The sequence below is a fragment of the Mycolicibacterium boenickei genome, from assembly GCF_010731295.1.
Classification (GTDB): domain Bacteria; phylum Actinomycetota; class Actinomycetes; order Mycobacteriales; family Mycobacteriaceae; genus Mycobacterium; species Mycobacterium boenickei.
The window spans coordinates 5813919-5829233 of the sequence record NZ_AP022579.1 but is presented as its reverse complement, the minus strand read 5'-3'; the positions used below and the strand labels follow the sequence as shown (position 1 = coordinate 5829233).

Genomic DNA, 15315 nt, shown 5'->3' with positions numbered 1-15315 from the left:
AGGCTCTCGGCGCTCACTTCACGACCAGCAGGCCGTCGGTGGGCACCGGGTCGCGAGGAGGTTGCGGATCGGCGGGATGGCCGATCGCGATGGCGCCCAACGGCTCCCAGTCGTCGGGGAGATCGAGCTCGGACCGCACCAGATCGCCCGCGAAGATCGTCGAGCCGATCCAGCAGCTACCCACCTCACGCACCGCGAGCGCGACCAGCAGAGCCTGCACCGCCGCACCCACCGCGACGGTGAACATGGTGTGCTCGGCCTCGGTGCGGGCCGCATCGGGATAGCTGTGGGCGCCGTCGGGCACCAGGAACGGAATCACCAGTTCTGGAGCGTCGTACAGGATCTGGCCGCGGTACACGCGCCGTTCGACGGACTCCGGGTCCCTGCCGTCCCCGGCGAGATCGGCCCGCCACCTGTCCTTCATCCGGTCCAGCAGCCGGGTGCGGGTGGCAGCGTCCTGCACCCAGACGAAGCGCACCGGCCGGGTGTGGTGCGGCGCGGGCGCGGTGAGAGCCTCGCCGACGGCGGCTTCGATGAGTGCGTGGTCGACCGGTTCATCGGAGAACTCCCGCACTGAGCGGCGCAGCAGCTGAGCTTGGTTGCGCCCCAACTGGATCGCCTCGGCCGTGCCGAGCCAGAACAGGTCCTCCTCGCCGGGTCGGAGCAGCGTCGCCGCGTTCGAACCGTCGTCGGTCAGCTCCAGGCCGCGCACCACCGCGACGGGGATCGCGGTGAGCTTGCCCTTCACCAGATCGGCTGCGGCAGCGATCTCGTCGGCCACGGCCACCTCGGTGACCAGCAGTTCGTTGCCGTGCCGGTCGCGTGCGCCCGCGTAACCGTGCAGCACGGTGAGTCCGGACGCTCCGATGGCGAAATCGGCTTGGCCGTTGCGCCAGGCGCGGCCCATGGTGTCGGTGATCACGACGGCGACGGTGACGCCGAGTCGCTCACGCAGGCTTTCGCGCAGCGCTCGTGCGCTGCCGTCGGGATCCACGGGTAGCAGCGCCAATTCGTTCGAGTCGACGTTGGAGCCGTCGACGCCTGCGGCGGCCTGGACCAGCCCGATGGCGTTCTCGGTGATCAACGTGCGGCCCTTGCGTGCCAGCACGCGGACCGCCTCGGCGTCGATGAGTTTGCGCCGCATGGTGTCCCGCTCTTCCGGGTCGGAAGGAGCGGTGACGATGCGGCCTTCACACTTGGACACGATCTTGCTGGTGATCACCAGCACGTCGCCGTCACGCAGCCACGGCGCCGCCTCGGCGAGGGCGCCCGCCAGATCATCCCCGGGCCGGAACTCGGGAAGGCCTGCCACCGGCAGGATCTCGACCCGGTCGGCGGACCCGTGCTCGGTGTTCACCTCAGTAGTCACAGCGGAACGCCTGCCACATCCAGTCCCACCCGCACCATCTCGGCGGTGGTGGCGGGGTCGGTCATCAGCAGCGGTACCGCGCGCACCTGCACGCCGTCGATCTCGGCGTGGTCGCCCTCGTGGACCAGCCAGCCGTCCAGGATTCCGGTACCCGACCGCGCGCCGAAGTGTTCACCGACTGCCTGCGAGGTGGACTCCACGCCGATGATGGACAGGCACTCATCTGCCATGCCGCGCAACGGTTTTCCGTTGATGATGGGGGAGTAGCCGACCACCGGGGCCGTCGTCGAACGAAGTGCGCCACGGACTCCGGGGATCTGCAGGATCGGCCCGATGCTGACGACGGGATTCGACGGCGCCAGCAACACCACGTCCGCCTCAGCGATGGCCTCGGTCACCCCCGGCGCGGCGGTTGCTTGTTCTGCACCGACGAACGCAAAGCTGTGTGAGGGCACCTGGGCGCGGTAGCGCACCCACCACTCCTGGAAGTGGATCGCCCGCCGCGCCCCGTCCTCGGGGTCGGTGATCACCACATGGGTCTCACTGCGGTCATCGGTGACCGGCAACAGCCGCGCTCCCGGTGACCAGCGCTTGCACAGCGCCTCGGTGACCTGCGACAGCGGGTAGCCGGCGCGCAGCATCTGGGTACGGACGAGGTGGGTCGCCAGGTCGCGGTCGCCCAGGCCGAACCAGTCGGGCTGCACGCCATAGGCGGCAAGTTCTTCCTTGGCGTGCCAGGTTTCGTTCCGGTGGCCCCAGCCACGCTCGGGGTCGATACCGCCACCCAGCGTGTACATGCACGTATCGAGGTCCGGGCAGATCCGGACACCGTGCATCCAGGCGTCGTCGCCAACGTTCACGATCGCGGTGAGTTCATGCTTGCTGTCGTCCCCGGCGAACTGACCGAGGCCCAACAGGTGCTGTACTCCCAGCAAAAACCGGGCGCCTCCGACGCCGCCGACCAGAACGGTGATCTTCACAACGTCCGACCCTAAGCGCTGAGGGCGTGCGGATGGAAACGACGTCGTCACGGCCAGGACACGCCGATGTCGCGACGCGCCGATTTGACATTACGAGATGGTATGAATTCGCGTCCTGGCGCTTGACCCCGGCAGCTAACACGTGTGTAATCACAGATGTGTCATTTCCCGGTTGGTGACCGATTCCGGTGTCGCGGACCGAGATTCGATCAACTGTTCGAATGGGGTGACCGCACATCGCAATAGTGGGGCTCCACTTAGGATCTACGAGACCGAGTGAGGAGGCGGGGGATAATGTCTTATGAGAGCGGCGATTTCGATCGTGTGGTCCGGTTCGACAACCGGCTACTCGGCTCGGTAGACAACGCACCGCACATCAACGCCGGGCCGACACCGCTGGGGATTCCGGGACGTCCTCAGCTGAGTTTGGTACCTGAACACATTGATGTTGATCCGGAAACCGAAGACGACCAATGGCAGGAACGTGCGCTGTGCGCACAGACCGACCCGGAGGCGTTCTTCCCGGAGAAGGGCGGGTCTACCCGCGAGGCCAAGCGCATCTGCCAGGGCTGCGAAGTCAAGGACGCGTGCCTGGAATACGCGCTCGCGCACGATGAGCGCTTCGGTATTTGGGGAGGACTGTCCGAGCGCGAGCGTCGCCGGCTCAAACGCGGCATCATCTGACGCTCGTCTCGACTGAGCGCTTCATCGCAGGGTGCGGCGCTCGACGTCAGTCGTCGTCGATCGTTGGGTCGATGACTGACGGTTCAACTCCCAGATAGGTGGCCACCTGTGCCACCAGGATTTCATGCAGCAGATCAGCAAGCTCATCGGATCCTTTGACCCGGCGCTCGATGGGCTTGCGGAACAAGACAATTCGAGCCCGGGTCGCATTTCCTCTGACGTCGACCCCAGCAGGTATCAGCCGCGCCAGCGCGATCGGCCCATCGGCGATGACCTCGGGTGGCCATTGCACACTGTCCGGATCTTTCGGGGACATCCGCGGAATCTCATCGACTGCGACGTCGAGTTCTCGTATCCGCGTCGCCCATCGCCGTTCGATCGGCTCGTACGCCTCCAGCACTGCCATGTCGAACCGCTCGGCCCGGCTGCGCCAGCCGGGAACCGAGCGCGGAAGCAGCGGTCCGCGCATATCGCGGCCGCGACGCGATCGCCATGGGTTGCGCTGGGCCACGGCGATGATCGTAACGGTTCGGGATCGGGGTCCCGACGGCTGCGCGTGTCCGGCGGCACACAGCGATCGTCCAAAGTAATCTCTGGAGCGTGAATGTTCCCCGTCGCTGCTGCCGGCCCGGGTGCCCGCACTATGCCGTGGCGACGCTGACTTTTGTCTACTCCGACTCCACGGCGGTAGTCGGACCACTCGCCACGGTGTCCGAGCCCCACTCCTGGGATTTGTGTGTCGGCCACGCCGGCCGTATCACCGCGCCGCGTGGCTGGGAGCTCGTCCGCCACGCCGGGCCGCTGCCCACCCACCCCGATGAAGACGATCTGGTGGCGTTGGCCGATGCCGTCCGCGAAGGCCAGCCAGGCGCTGTTTCCCGTGGTGGGGTGGTTGCCGGATTCTCCGATCCCTCCACCGGTCTGGCCACCAGTGCCGTGACGGCGCCGCCGGCGCGTCCGGCCGAGACCAACGGGCGTCGTCGCGGCCACCTGCGGGTGTTGCCGGACCCCGACAACTAGCACGGACTGGCACTGATCGGCTCTGACTCGACGACGCCCGGCCCGCGAGTAGTGAACGTGTCGACGCCGCCCGACGGTTAGGCTGGCGCCAACGATTCCGTTTCACAAGGAGCAATATGTCTAGGCCAGCGGCGGCTGTTCACGATGTCATCAAGGCCTATGACGTCCGGGGATTGGTCGGCAGCCAGATCGACGAGGCGTTCGTGTCCGAGGTCGCCGGTGCATTCGCTCGCCTGGTCCGCGCCGAGGGCGCCACACAGGTCGTGATCGGCTACGACATGCGGGCCAGTTCGCCGGCGCTGGCCGCCGCGTTCGCCGAGGGTGTCACCGCTCAGGGCCTTGATGTGGTCCGGATCGGTCTCGCCTCCACCGATCAGCTGTACTTCGCGTCGGGCCTGCTGGACTGTCCGGGGGCGATGTTCACCGCGAGCCACAACCCGGCCGCCTACAACGGGATCAAACTGTGCCGCGCCGGGGCCAAACCGGTCGGCAAGGACACCGGCCTGTCGACCATCTCCGACGAGGTGATCGCGGGGGTGCCGAGTCACGACGGCCCGGCTGGCGTCATCTCCGATCGCGACGTGCTGTCCGACTACGGCAGCTTCCTCCGGTCGCTGGTCGACCTCAGCGCGCTTCGGCCGCTGCGCATCGCGGTCGACGCGGGCAACGGCATGGCCGGTCACACCACGCCCGCGGTCCTCGGGCCGATCCCGGGCGTCACTGTGCTGCCGCTGTTCTTCGAACTCGACGGCAGTTTCCCCAATCACGAGGCCAACCCGCTGAATCCGGCCAACCTCGTCGACCTCCAGGCGCACGTGCTGGCGACGGGGGCCGACATCGGTCTTGCGTTCGACGGGGATGCTGATCGTTGCTTCGTTGTCGACGAACTCGGATGCCCCGTGTCGCCGTCGGCGGTGACCGCTCTGGTGGCGGCCCGCGAGCTCAAGCGCGAGATCGGCGCCACGGTGATCCACAACCTCATCACCTCGCGCGCCGTTCCCGAACTGGTCATCGAGCGCGGCGGCACACCCGTGCGGTCCCGGGTCGGGCACTCGTACATCAAGGGCCTGATGGCCGAAACCAACGCCATCTTCGGCGGGGAACACTCGGCGCACTACTACTTCCGTGACTTCTGGGGCGCCGACTCCGGCATGCTCGCGGCCCTGCACGTGCTGGCGGCCCTGGGCGAGCAGGATCGCCCGCTGTCGGAGTTCATGGCGGACTATCAGCGGTACGAGGCGTCCGGCGAGATCAACTTCACCGTCACCGATGCCCCGGCGTGCGTTGACGCCGTGCTCAAATCCTTCGCCAGCTCGATCCAGTCCATCGATCACCTCGACGGAGTGACAGTCGATCTCGGTGACGGCAGTTGGTTCAACCTACGGACGTCGAATACGGAACCGCTGCTGCGGCTGAACGTGGAAGCCCGTACCGCCGAGGACGTCGCCGCACTCGTCGACAGAGTTTCGGCGCAGATCCGTGGGGTGAGCGAGCCGGTGCCGTGAACGCCGTGGACGCCACGGTCGACCTGGACGACGGCGACGGACTTCTCGCCGCCGACCGCAACGGTCTGCTGCGGGCCGCGGCCATGGCCGGTGCCCAGGTCCGGGCGACCGCCGCGGCGCTGGCGGAAGGCCTGCTCGACCCACTGCGAGCGGATCATCCACCGCGCACGGTGATTTGGGTTGCCGGCCGCGGCACCGCGGAGAGCGCGGGCGCCATGCTGGCAGCTGCGCTCGGCGCGTCCATCTCGGCCCCCATCGTGGTGGCCGCCGAAACCCCGCCGTGGCTGGGCGCGCTGGACGTGCTGATCGTGGCGGGAGACGACCCGGGGGATCCGGCGCTGGTGAACGCGGCGGCCACCGGTGTGCGCCGCGGCGCCCGGGTGCTGATCGTGGCACCCCACGAGGGCCCGCTGCGTGACATCGCGGCCGGACGGGCCGTGGTGCTGGCGCCGCGCCTGTGGGTGCCCGACGATTTCGGGCTGACCCGGTACCTGGCCGCGGGTCTGGCGGCGCTGCATGTGGTGGATCCGGGTATGCGCGTGGATCTGGCTGCTCTTGCCGACGAACTCGACGCCGAGGCGTTGCGCAACAGCGCCGGACGAGAATTGTTCACCAACCCGGCCAAGACACTGGCCGAGCGGATGTCGGACAGCGCCGTGGTGCTGGCCGGTGACAACCCGGCCACGCTGGCACTCGCGCGGCACGGCGCGGCGGCGATGCTGCGTCTGGCCGGAGAAGTCGTGGCCGCCGCCGGGTTGGGCGATGTGCTCGCCGCGACGGGCAGCGGGGCGGTGGGGTTGCCCGCGGCCCAGTCGCTGTTCCATGACGAGGAGATCGACGGACCGCTGCCGCGCCGGATGCGCACGTTCGTGTTGATCACCGACACCGAACGACAAGCGGTGGGGGCCAGGGTGAACGGCTTCGACGACATCGCGGTGATCGGTGCCGAGGACGTGCCGGAAGCGGCGGGGACAACCCTGCCGGCCGGGCGCCCGGAACAACAACTGGCGATCCTGGCCGTCCGTGTGGAGATGACGGCCGTGTATTTGAAACTGGTTCGAGGATAAGAAGTGCATCTGCTACGGGGAGCGGTGCGGACCTATGCCTGGGGTTCGCGCACGGCAATCGCTGATTTCACCGGAAGGCCCAGCCCGACAATCCATCCGGAGGCCGAGCTGTGGCTCGGCGCGCATCCGCAGGATCCGGCCTGGCTGCAGACCGAACACGGTGAGGAGTCGCTGCTGCAGGCGGTTCATGACGACCCAGAGGGGCAATTGGGCAGCGTGGCGATCGGCCGGTTCGGCGACGCGCTCCCTTTTCTGGTCAAGGTGCTGGCCGCCGATGAACCGTTGTCGTTGCAGGCGCACCCCAGTGCCGCTCAGGCCCGCGAAGGTTACGACCGCGAGGACCGGCTCAACATCCCGGTGTCCTCGCCGGTCCGCAATTACCGCGACCGCAGCCACAAGCCCGAATTGCTGGTCGCCCTGGGGCAATTCGATGCGCTGGCCGGCTTCCGTCCGGTCGACCGCACGGTCGAGTTGATGCGCGCACTGGCTGTTTCGGATCTGGACCCGTTCATCAACCTGCTCTCCGATCAATCCGACGCCGACGGGTTGCGGGCGCTTTTCACCACCTGGATCACCGCGCCGCAGCCGGACCTCGATGTGCTGGTGCCGGCCGTTCTCGACGGAGCGATCCACTACATCCGTTCCGGGGCAAAGAAATTCGCTGCCGAGGCCAAGACGGTGCTGGAGCTCGGTGAGCGATACCCGGGTGATGCCGGGGTGCTGGCCTCCCTGCTGCTCAACCGCATCAGCCTGCAGCCGGGGGAGGGCGTATACCTTCCTGCCGGAAACCTCCACGCTTATCTGCACGGTGTCGGCGTCGAGGTGATGGCCAACTCCGACAACGTGCTGCGCGGTGGGTTGACCCCGAAGCACGTGGACGTCCCCGAACTTCTGCGGGTGCTGGACTTCACGCCCACCCCGGACGAGCGGCTGCGTCCGGAAACCGTCACGGATGGGCCGGAGACCATCTACCAGACGCCGGCACAGGAGTTCGCGGTGTCGGTGTTGTCGGTCGAGGGTGACCATCTCGGCGGCGAGATCGACGTGCACTCCCACCACGACGGGCCGCAGCTGCTGTTGTGTACGGAAGGCGCCGCGGTGATCTACGCCGACGACGACAAGCTGACGCTGGAGCGGGGCGCGGCAGCGTGGGTGGCGGCCCAGGACGGCCCCATCCGGTTGACCGCTGCCGAGCCCACGAAACTGTTCCGGGTGACCATCGGCATCTGACGAGTACCGCTCACACAGCGGTGCTGAGCACGTCGGCCTCAGCTTCGCGCCGCTTGCGCCCGGCGAGCCATAGCTTGACGTTGGTGCGTATCGCGCGGCCGATGAGGCGGGGCGGTGGCACCAGGTAAAGGCTGTCGATCAGGCTCGTCCTGCTCAGAAACCATTCGGCCACAAAGGGATCGGTCTCGGCCGCGGCGACGAACTGACTGAACAGTTCGTACGCCGGTCGATACCACCAAGGGCGGTCGCCCTGCGCACCATGCTCGGTGTGGTCCGCCGCGCCGTTCATCATCCACACCGGCCAGATGGTCTTGGCGTTGCGGAACGCTAGCCGCCAGGCCAGATTGTCCTTTCCGTCGGCCAGCGCTCGGCGCAGATTGACGGCCTGCAGCGCCGCCATCGTCACGCCCTGTCCGAACGTGGGGTTGAAGCTGGCGATGGCGTCACCGAACGGCACGATGCCCGTGGGGAATCGGCGGATCCGCTCGTAGCGCCGCCACTTGCTCGTCGGGTACCGGTGAAAGTTCATTTCGCCGACCGGTGTTCCGGCTCGCAGCGCCGCACTGATCTCGGGCGGGAGCACCTCGTCGGCCAATGCGCAGATACCCGCGAAGTCACGCGGCGGCTCGGCCTTGGCCACCCCGAATGCGGTGACCATCCAGATGTCGTCCTCATGGAGGAGCATGCCCATCCCGAACGGGCGTGCTCGGGTGGCGCCGACAATGACCATCTTCTGCGGCATCATCCCGCCGGGGATCTTCACGCGGTGTGAGGCGTAGGTGACGCCCACCTGTACCGAATCTTCCCGTGGACGCTCGAATCCCCACTGCTGCAACCACGCCGGAAGCCGGCTGGCGCGCCCGGATGCGTCGACCACCAGATCGGCCGGCACGACGTCGCCGTCGTCGAGGACGACGCCGGTCACCCGCTCGGTCACCGGGTCGTACTGCGCATGTGCCACGACTCGTTGCGCGATGTCGATGCCGGGCGTCGCACCGACCCGCTTGCGGATCTGCCATTCGAGGTGGCCGCGGCTCGGCACATACGCGGTGTACTTGTCGTCCAGTCCGGTCGCGAGGATGTGACCGGCCGCGTCGAAGTGGATCGAGTCATGGCGGTTGCGTATTACCGGGACGCCCGAGGCTGCCATGTCGTGGAGCAACCCGGGAAACAGCCCCTCCAGTTCTTGGGCTCCGCGGGCCATCAGCAGATGGACATGTTGGCCCTGCGGGATCGCGCTGCGATTGACAGGTTGGTCCGGCAGCTCATCACGTTCATAGAGGGTGACGCGGTCGAAATGGTCGGCGAGCACCCGGGCCGCGCATAGTCCCGCGATGCTCCCTCCGACGACAACTGCATGGTTTGGTGAGGTTTGGTGAATCGTGCTCATCAGACGGTTACGGTACTGCGAACCGAGCGTGAAGCGGGCGGAATGAGAGGCATCGTCAATTAAGACCTCGACAGGCCGCCTGCCGAACCTGGTTGACCGGCGGGCAGCCCGGACTCGGTTCCCGATCCGAAGATCCGCACACGTGCCCAGCGGCGCCGCGGAGCGGTGGAAGCCGCCCCTGCTGATACCCCGGCGGACCAGTCTCGTTCCGTCGCGGACAGGCCGGTCTGGACGCCGATGCACCGCATGGTGGGATCGTGCCAACCAGCCCGTAACAACTCGTGGCACAATGCCGTGGCTGTGACAGTGATATGGCTCTCAGGTTGATACTCTCTGCTGGATACCTCACATATCGACGGATGGGGCAATGACAACGGTCGGCGACGCGGATGACACATCAGAGGACCTCCACCTCTCCACGGTGGAGGCCCTTTCCTTCGCGACGACTCGACTACGGTTCGACCCGTTCATCGACATCGACTGGGAGGCGCCGGAAAACGCCCTCGATGTGAATGACCCCCGCTGGCAGTTGCGCGCTGACACCAGTCCACTGGCCGCGACAGACTGGTATGCCGAGCAACCATTTCAGAAGCGCGTCGATATGGGGCGGTGGATCACCGCCAACACGTTCAAGGTCGGAATCCAGTTCGAGATGATTCTGATTCGCGGCGTAGTGCATTATGCCGGAAAGCTAGCTAATTCTGATTCTGTGTTCCGGTATCTTATGCATGAAGTGACCGATGAATGTAACCACATTCAGATGTTTCAGGAATTCATCAACCGAAACAATCAAGACGTGCCTGGAATGCGGCGGATGTCGAGGATTCTGGGCCCTCTTGTGGGCTTCCTCAGTGGATACCTCAGTGTCCTGCTTTTCATCGGTGTGCTTGGCGGTGAACAGCCAGTTCACTTCCAGCAGACACTGCTGCTGCGCGGCAAACAGTGCGTGCCACCATTGCTGAATCGTATTCTATATATTCATTTGGCAGAAGAAGCTCGGCACATTACTTTTGCGGATGATCATTTGGCTGAGCGCGTGCAATACTCAGGCCGTTGGAAGCGGGCTGTATATGCGGTAATGTTCCCGCTTTTTCTGCGCTGGCTGATGGGTGAAATATTCACTCCGCCGAGGACTTTCGCCCGCGAATTCGGGGTGCCACGCCGAACCTTCAAGTCCGCCTACTGGCGAAGTGCATATTCGAGCCAGATGATGGCCGAGTCAGCAGCGGACGCTCGGCGGGTTGCGGATCGTCTCGGGCTTCGGACGGTGTGGTCCCGTTGGATCTGGCGGGTACTCGGCATCGATGGGCGGCTCCCGCGCTACCGCGGAGAGCCCAATCGGCTGTTCGAAACTTTGACGGTGCCACAACTCGTCGAGATTCGGACGACAGTTTGGGTGCGACTCATGGCCGTAGTGATCATGGCGGGCGTGGCCTTGGCGGTGACTCCGGTCGGTCTGCGGATCATCGCCGCTGCCGCTGCCGGTGCGGTTGTGTGGGCGGTCTACCACGTATTGCGCGAACGCCGTGGCGGCGTGGTCGGCAACCAGCCATTCGAATGGCCCAGGCTTTTCGTGTGGGTAGCGGTGTGCGTTGTCATGATTCCCATCGGTGGCCTGATTGGGCTCGCTCTGGTGGTGCTCATGATACTGGCGCTCGCCGAATTCATGCCCACTCTCTGACCGCACTCACGACGAAGTGGCGACAAGCGCTGTGGGGCAGGGCATATGGGGCCTAGTGGGTTGCGGTCAGGCCGGCTTGTGGAATGTGTACACCCGGTACTGAATAAAGCCGAGCTTGGACAGCCATTTCATCCATCGGGTTCCCACCATCAGGACCTTCTGGGCATCCGCAGAACCCTGCTCGCGGCAGAAATTCAGTATGAACGGGTAGGTCGGCAATGTGTTCTTCCGAATGTTGCGGTTCGCTTCGAGCCGGAGCCCCGCACGCTTGCCCATGGACTGGTAGCCCCGCAGCGGAACACTGCCGAGCGTTCCGTAGGACTTCGCGATCTGCGTCCGAATCACCATCCAGAACGGTGTCTTGCCGAAGAACGCCAAGGTTGGCACAAAGTCGGATACCGCGAGGTAGCCGCCCGGCTTGAGCACCCGCGCCGCTTCGGCGAGGAACTTCTCGCGGGACGGGAAATGAAAGATGCACTCGACTGCGAGCACGCGGTCGAACGAGTTGTCCTCGAACGGTAGGGCGCAAGCGTCGGCTTCTACCCAGCCAATCTTGTTGTCATTGGCGGGCTCGGTCTGGGCTTCTGCCGCCTCGAGCTGACGCGGGTCGATATTGAGGCCGGTCAGGTCCATGCCGGAATGTGTCGCGTTGATTTGCTGGATGGTTCCGCCGAATCCGCAGCCGGCGTCCAGCAACGTCTGCCCGTCAGAAACCTTCGCGGCCTCGAACAGCACGACATTCATCTGCTCCATGGCGGCGATATAGTCGGCCGGACTCCCGTCGGCGGTCCCAGGGTTCTCCCAGTACCCCCAGTGCACCTGGTTCTTCCACAGCTGGCCGCTTTCACCGCCGTCCTGCCGTTCATCAATCAGCAGGTCAAAGTAGGGGAGCTCAGCCACGCGCGAACCGTATCACGATCAAGGCCAAGTGTGACGTAGGCCCCATTCCGGCCCGATGGCACAGTTGAGCGGCAGTTTGAGAGTCCTACCTGTTTCACCGCCACCGTGGTGGGAACATGGCCTGACCCAAGGCCATGACGAGAGGCGTCACCACATATGTCTGCGCTTCGGCGAACCAAGTCTGTCGAGCAGTCGATTGCCGACACCGATGAGCCGTCGACTCGGCTCCGCAGGAACCTCACCTGGTGGGACCTGACGGTTTTCGGGGTGTCGGTCGTGATCGGTGCCGGCATCTTCACGATCACCGCATCGACGGCGGGCAACCTGACCGGGCCTGCGATCTCGATCGCCTTCTTGATCGCCGCCGTAGCCTGCGGTCTGGCCGCGTTGTGTTACGCCGAGTTCGCCTCGACCGTGCCCGTCGCAGGCAGCGCGTACACCTTCTCTTATGCCACCTTCGGTGAGTTCGCGGCGTGGATCATCGGGTGGGATCTGATCCTGGAGTTCGCCGTCGCGTCCGCGGTGGTGGCCAAGGGGTGGTCGAGCTACCTGGGAACGGTGTTCGGGTTCGGCGGCGGCATCGCGGATTTCGCGGGTTTGTCGGTCGACTGGGGTGCGCTGCTGATCATCGCGTTCGTGACGATCCTGCTGGTGATCGGTACCAAGCTGTCCGCGCACTTCAGCCTGGCGATCACGATCATCAAGGTGTCGGTGGTGCTGTTGGTGGTGGTCGTCGGCGCGTTCTACATCAAGGCCGCCAACTACACGCCGTTCATCCCGCCCAACCAGGCCGGCGAGAGTGCCAGCGGAGCAGATCAGTCGCTGTTCTCGTTGTTGACCGGGGCGGCGGGCAGCCACTACGGGTGGTACGGCGTGCTGGCCGGTGCGTCGATCGTGTTCTTCGCGTTCATCGGGTTCGACGTCGTCGCGACCACCGCCGAGGAGACCCGCGATCCTCAGCGCGACGTGCCCCGCGGCATCCTGGCCTCGCTGGGCATCGTCACCGTCCTGTATGTCGCGGTGTCGGTCGTGCTCTCGGGCATGGTGTCCTACACCGTGCTGCGGGATGCGCCGGAGGGTCACGCCAACCTGGCCACGGCATTCGAAGCCAACGGTCTGCACTGGGCGGCGAAGGTCATCTCGATCGGAGCACTCGCGGGTCTCACCACCGTGGTGATCGTGCTGATGCTGGGGCAGACCCGGGTGCTGTTCGCGATGTCGCGCGACGGCCTGTTGCCGCGCAAGCTGGCCGTGACCGGCAGCCACGGGACACCGGTCCGGATCACCGTGATCGTCGGTGTGCTGGTGGCGATCGCCGCCTCGGTGTTCCCCATGGGGCGGCTGGAGGAGATGGTGAACATCGGCACGTTGTTCGCCTTCGTGTTGGTCTCGGCCGGCGTCATCGTGCTGCGACGGACCCGCCCGGACCTGCCGCGCGGATTCCGCGTGCCGTGGGTGCCGGTGTTGCCGATCGCCGCGATCCTGGCGTGCCTGTGGCTGATGCTCAACCTGACCGGACTGACCTGGATCCGGTTCCTGCTCTGGATGGTGATCGGCGTGGTGGTGTACCTGGCGTACGGCCGCAGGCATTCGGTCCTGGCCAACCGGGACGTCGCCACCGTGTGAGTCCACGCCGCCCGCGGCATCGAAACTGACATCAGGGACAAAACCAGCGCCGGTTTTGTCCCTGATGTCAGTTTCGGCGCTGCTTCGATGCTGCACGCCATGGGTTGTGATCTGCTGCACTCGTCCTGCTTTACAAAACATCATCAAATGTCTAGACACGCGACATGGAGCGACATATAGTCAAGTCATTGCAGTGATGGCTCTCACAAAGGAGGCTCCTCGTGGTGGCGGAACTCTCGAACGGACCGGGCGTCGCAGACGTCGGGCAATGGCGGGACAAGAAGCGGCACCTGTGGCTCATGGGGCTCATCGCCCCGACGGCGATCTTCGCGATGCTGCCGTTGGTCTGGGCACTCAATCAGGCCGGCTGGCACACCGCGGCGCAGGTACCGCTGTGGATCGGTCCGATCCTGCTGTACGTCCTGTTGCCGCTGCTGGACCTGCGGTTCGGGCCCGACGGCCAGAATCCGCCCGACGAGGTGATGGAGCGGCTGGAGAACGACAAGTACTACCGGTACTGCACCTACCTCTACATCCCGTTTCAGTACGCCAGTGTCGTGATGGGTGCGTATCTGTTCACCGCGTCCGACCTCAGTTGGCTCGGGTTCGACGGCGGGCTGAGCTGGCCGGCCAAGATCGGCATCGCGCTGTCGGTGGGTGTGCTCGGAGGGGTGGGCATCAACACCGCACACGAGATGGGGCACAAGCGTGACTCGCTGGAGCGCTGGCTGTCCAAGATCACGCTGGCCCAGACCTGGTACGGCCACTTCTACATCGAGCACAACCGCGGGCACCACGTGCGGGTGGCCACTCCCGAGGATCCCGCGTCGGCGCGCTTCGGCGAGACCTTCTGGGAGTTCTTGCCGCGCAGCGTGTTCGGCAGTCTCCGGTCGTCCTGGGAGCTGGAGGCGCAGCGGTTGCGCCGGCAGGACCGCTCGCCGTGGCACTGGTCCAACGACGTGCTCAACGCGTGGGCGATGTCGGTGGTGTTCTGGGGTGCGCTGATCGCGATCTTCGGCGTCGGCGTGGTCCCGTTCATGCTGATTCAGGCGATCTATGGCTTCAGCCTGCTGGAGTCGGTCAACTACCTGGAGCACTACGGCCTGCTGCGGCAGAAGATGTCCAGCGGCCGCTACGAGCGCTGCGCGCCCGTGCACAGCTGGAACTCCGACCACATCGTGACCAACCTGTTCCTCTATCACCTGCAGCGACACAGCGATCACCACGCCAACCCGACACGCCGTTATCAGACCCTGCGAAGCATCGACGGCGCACCCAATCTGCCCAGCGGGTACGCCTCGCTGATCGGGCTCACCTATCTGCCGCCGCTGTGGCGCAAGGTGATGGACCACCGGGTGCTGGAGCACTACGACGGTGACATCACCAAGGTCAACATCCAGCCGCGCCTGCGGGAGAAGGTCCTGGCCCGGTACGGGGCTTCCGACACGGGAGCCGGAGCATGAGCGCCTACGAGTGCCCCGGGTGTGGCTACATCTATGACGAGGCCAAAGGTGCTCCACGCGAAGGCTTTCCGGCCGGAACGTCCTGGGACGACGTGCCTGACGACTGGTGCTGCCCGGACTGTGCGGTGCGGGAGAAGGTCGATTTCGAGCCGATGGGAGTAAAGCAATGACCGAGCCGTACAAGCTCTACGTCTGCGTGCAGTGCGGATTCGAGTACGACGAGGCCAAGGGCTGGCCGGAGGACGGCATCGCTCCAGGCACCCGATGGGATGACATCCCCGAGGACTGGAGCTGCCCGGATTGCGGTGCGGCGAAGGCCGATTTCGACATGGTCGAGGTCGTGCGGCCCTGATGGCTTCGTGCGACGCGCTCGAAAGCGGGCCGGAAAGCGATATTGTCG

The 15315-nt window shown here is 65.6% G+C and carries 15 protein-coding genes; 10 read left to right on the top strand and 5 right to left on the bottom strand.

Annotation, left to right across the window (positions count from 1 at the left end; genetic code table 11):
• Positions 1 to 13: 13 nt before the first annotated feature.
• Together G6N57_RS27875 and cofD are read right to left on the bottom strand one after the other, a co-directional pair.
• Positions 14 to 1369, bottom strand: a complete 1356-nt coding sequence (locus G6N57_RS27875; RefSeq protein ID WP_077743496.1) for a coenzyme F420-0:L-glutamate ligase — start codon at positions 1367 to 1369, stop codon at positions 14 to 16.
• The gene (gene cofD, locus G6N57_RS27870) at positions 1366 to 2349 is read right to left on the bottom strand and encodes a 2-phospho-L-lactate transferase (protein ID WP_077743497.1); all 984 of its coding nucleotides are present in this window, start codon (positions 2347 to 2349) and stop codon (positions 1366 to 1368) included. Before cofD ends, G6N57_RS27875 begins: the two co-directional genes overlap by 4 nt.
• Before the next feature lie 294 nt (positions 2350 to 2643).
• On the opposite strand from cofD, the gene G6N57_RS27865 reads away from it, so the two are divergent.
• Positions 2644 to 3033, top strand: coding sequence for a WhiB family transcriptional regulator (locus G6N57_RS27865; protein WP_019348659.1), 390 nt, complete (start codon positions 2644 to 2646; stop codon positions 3031 to 3033).
• Between the two features lie 46 nt (positions 3034 to 3079).
• On the opposite strand, the gene G6N57_RS27860 is transcribed toward G6N57_RS27865, so the two are convergent.
• Positions 3080 to 3502: a metallopeptidase family protein gene (locus tag G6N57_RS27860; RefSeq protein ID WP_077743498.1), complete on the bottom strand. Its 423-nt coding sequence runs from the start codon at positions 3500 to 3502 to the stop codon at positions 3080 to 3082.
• 131 nt (positions 3503 to 3633) lie between these two features.
• Between G6N57_RS27860 and G6N57_RS27855 the strand changes: the two genes are divergently transcribed.
• The 4 genes from G6N57_RS27855 (at position 3634) to manA (ending at position 7855) form a co-directional block, all read left to right on the top strand.
• A complete protein-coding gene (locus G6N57_RS27855; protein ID WP_075921216.1) occupies positions 3634 to 4053 on the top strand; it encodes a DUF3499 domain-containing protein in 420 nt (139 codons plus the stop codon).
• Between the two features lie 116 nt (positions 4054 to 4169).
• Positions 4170 to 5558 (top strand): phosphomannomutase/phosphoglucomutase, encoded by a 1389-nt coding sequence (locus G6N57_RS27850; protein ID WP_077743499.1) that lies wholly within the window; start codon positions 4170 to 4172, stop codon positions 5556 to 5558.
• Positions 5555 to 6625 carry a TobH protein gene (locus G6N57_RS27845; protein WP_077743500.1) on the top strand — a complete coding sequence of 357 codons (1071 nt, stop codon included), beginning with the start codon at positions 5555 to 5557 and terminating at the stop codon, positions 6623 to 6625. The genes G6N57_RS27850 and G6N57_RS27845 overlap by 4 nt, the downstream gene beginning before the upstream one ends.
• Before the next feature lie 3 nt (positions 6626 to 6628).
• On the top strand, positions 6629 to 7855 hold the full coding sequence (manA, locus tag G6N57_RS27840; RefSeq protein ID WP_077743501.1) for a mannose-6-phosphate isomerase, class I: 1227 nt from the start codon (positions 6629 to 6631) through the stop codon (positions 7853 to 7855).
• A gap of 10 nt (positions 7856 to 7865) precedes the next feature.
• Here manA and G6N57_RS27835 read toward each other — a convergent pair whose 3' ends face one another.
• A complete protein-coding gene (locus G6N57_RS27835; RefSeq protein WP_077743502.1) occupies positions 7866 to 9245 on the bottom strand; it encodes an FAD-dependent oxidoreductase in 1380 nt (459 codons plus the stop codon).
• Positions 9246 to 9612: 367 nt separating this feature from the next.
• Here G6N57_RS27835 and G6N57_RS27830 point away from each other — a divergent pair, with 367 nt between their 5' ends.
• Positions 9613 to 10926 carry an AurF N-oxygenase family protein gene (locus tag G6N57_RS27830; RefSeq protein ID WP_077743503.1) on the top strand — a complete coding sequence of 438 codons (1314 nt, stop codon included), beginning with the start codon at positions 9613 to 9615 and terminating at the stop codon, positions 10924 to 10926.
• Positions 10927 to 10992: 66 nt separating this feature from the next.
• On the opposite strand, the gene G6N57_RS27825 is transcribed toward G6N57_RS27830, so the two are convergent.
• The gene (locus G6N57_RS27825) at positions 10993 to 11826 is read right to left on the bottom strand and encodes a class I SAM-dependent methyltransferase (RefSeq protein WP_077743504.1); all 834 of its coding nucleotides are present in this window, start codon (positions 11824 to 11826) and stop codon (positions 10993 to 10995) included.
• Between the two features lie 156 nt (positions 11827 to 11982).
• Here G6N57_RS27825 and G6N57_RS27820 point away from each other — a divergent pair, with 156 nt between their 5' ends.
• The 4 genes from G6N57_RS27820 to G6N57_RS27805 all read left to right on the top strand — a co-directional run bounded on the left by G6N57_RS27820 (position 11983) and on the right by G6N57_RS27805 (position 15267).
• Positions 11983 to 13452: an amino acid permease gene (locus G6N57_RS27820; protein ID WP_077743505.1), complete on the top strand. Its 1470-nt coding sequence runs from the start codon at positions 11983 to 11985 to the stop codon at positions 13450 to 13452.
• A gap of 299 nt (positions 13453 to 13751) precedes the next feature.
• The gene (locus G6N57_RS27815; protein ID WP_407665999.1) at positions 13752 to 14915 is read left to right on the top strand and encodes an alkane 1-monooxygenase; all 1164 of its coding nucleotides are present in this window, start codon (positions 13752 to 13754) and stop codon (positions 14913 to 14915) included.
• Entirely contained in the window at positions 14912 to 15085 is a 174-nt protein-coding gene (locus G6N57_RS27810) for a rubredoxin (protein WP_077743507.1), read from the top strand. The genes G6N57_RS27815 and G6N57_RS27810 overlap by 4 nt, the downstream gene beginning before the upstream one ends.
• Positions 15082 to 15267 carry a rubredoxin gene (locus G6N57_RS27805; RefSeq protein ID WP_077743508.1) on the top strand — a complete coding sequence of 62 codons (186 nt, stop codon included), beginning with the start codon at positions 15082 to 15084 and terminating at the stop codon, positions 15265 to 15267. The genes G6N57_RS27810 and G6N57_RS27805 overlap by 4 nt, the downstream gene beginning before the upstream one ends.
• Positions 15268 to 15315 lie beyond the last annotated feature (48 nt).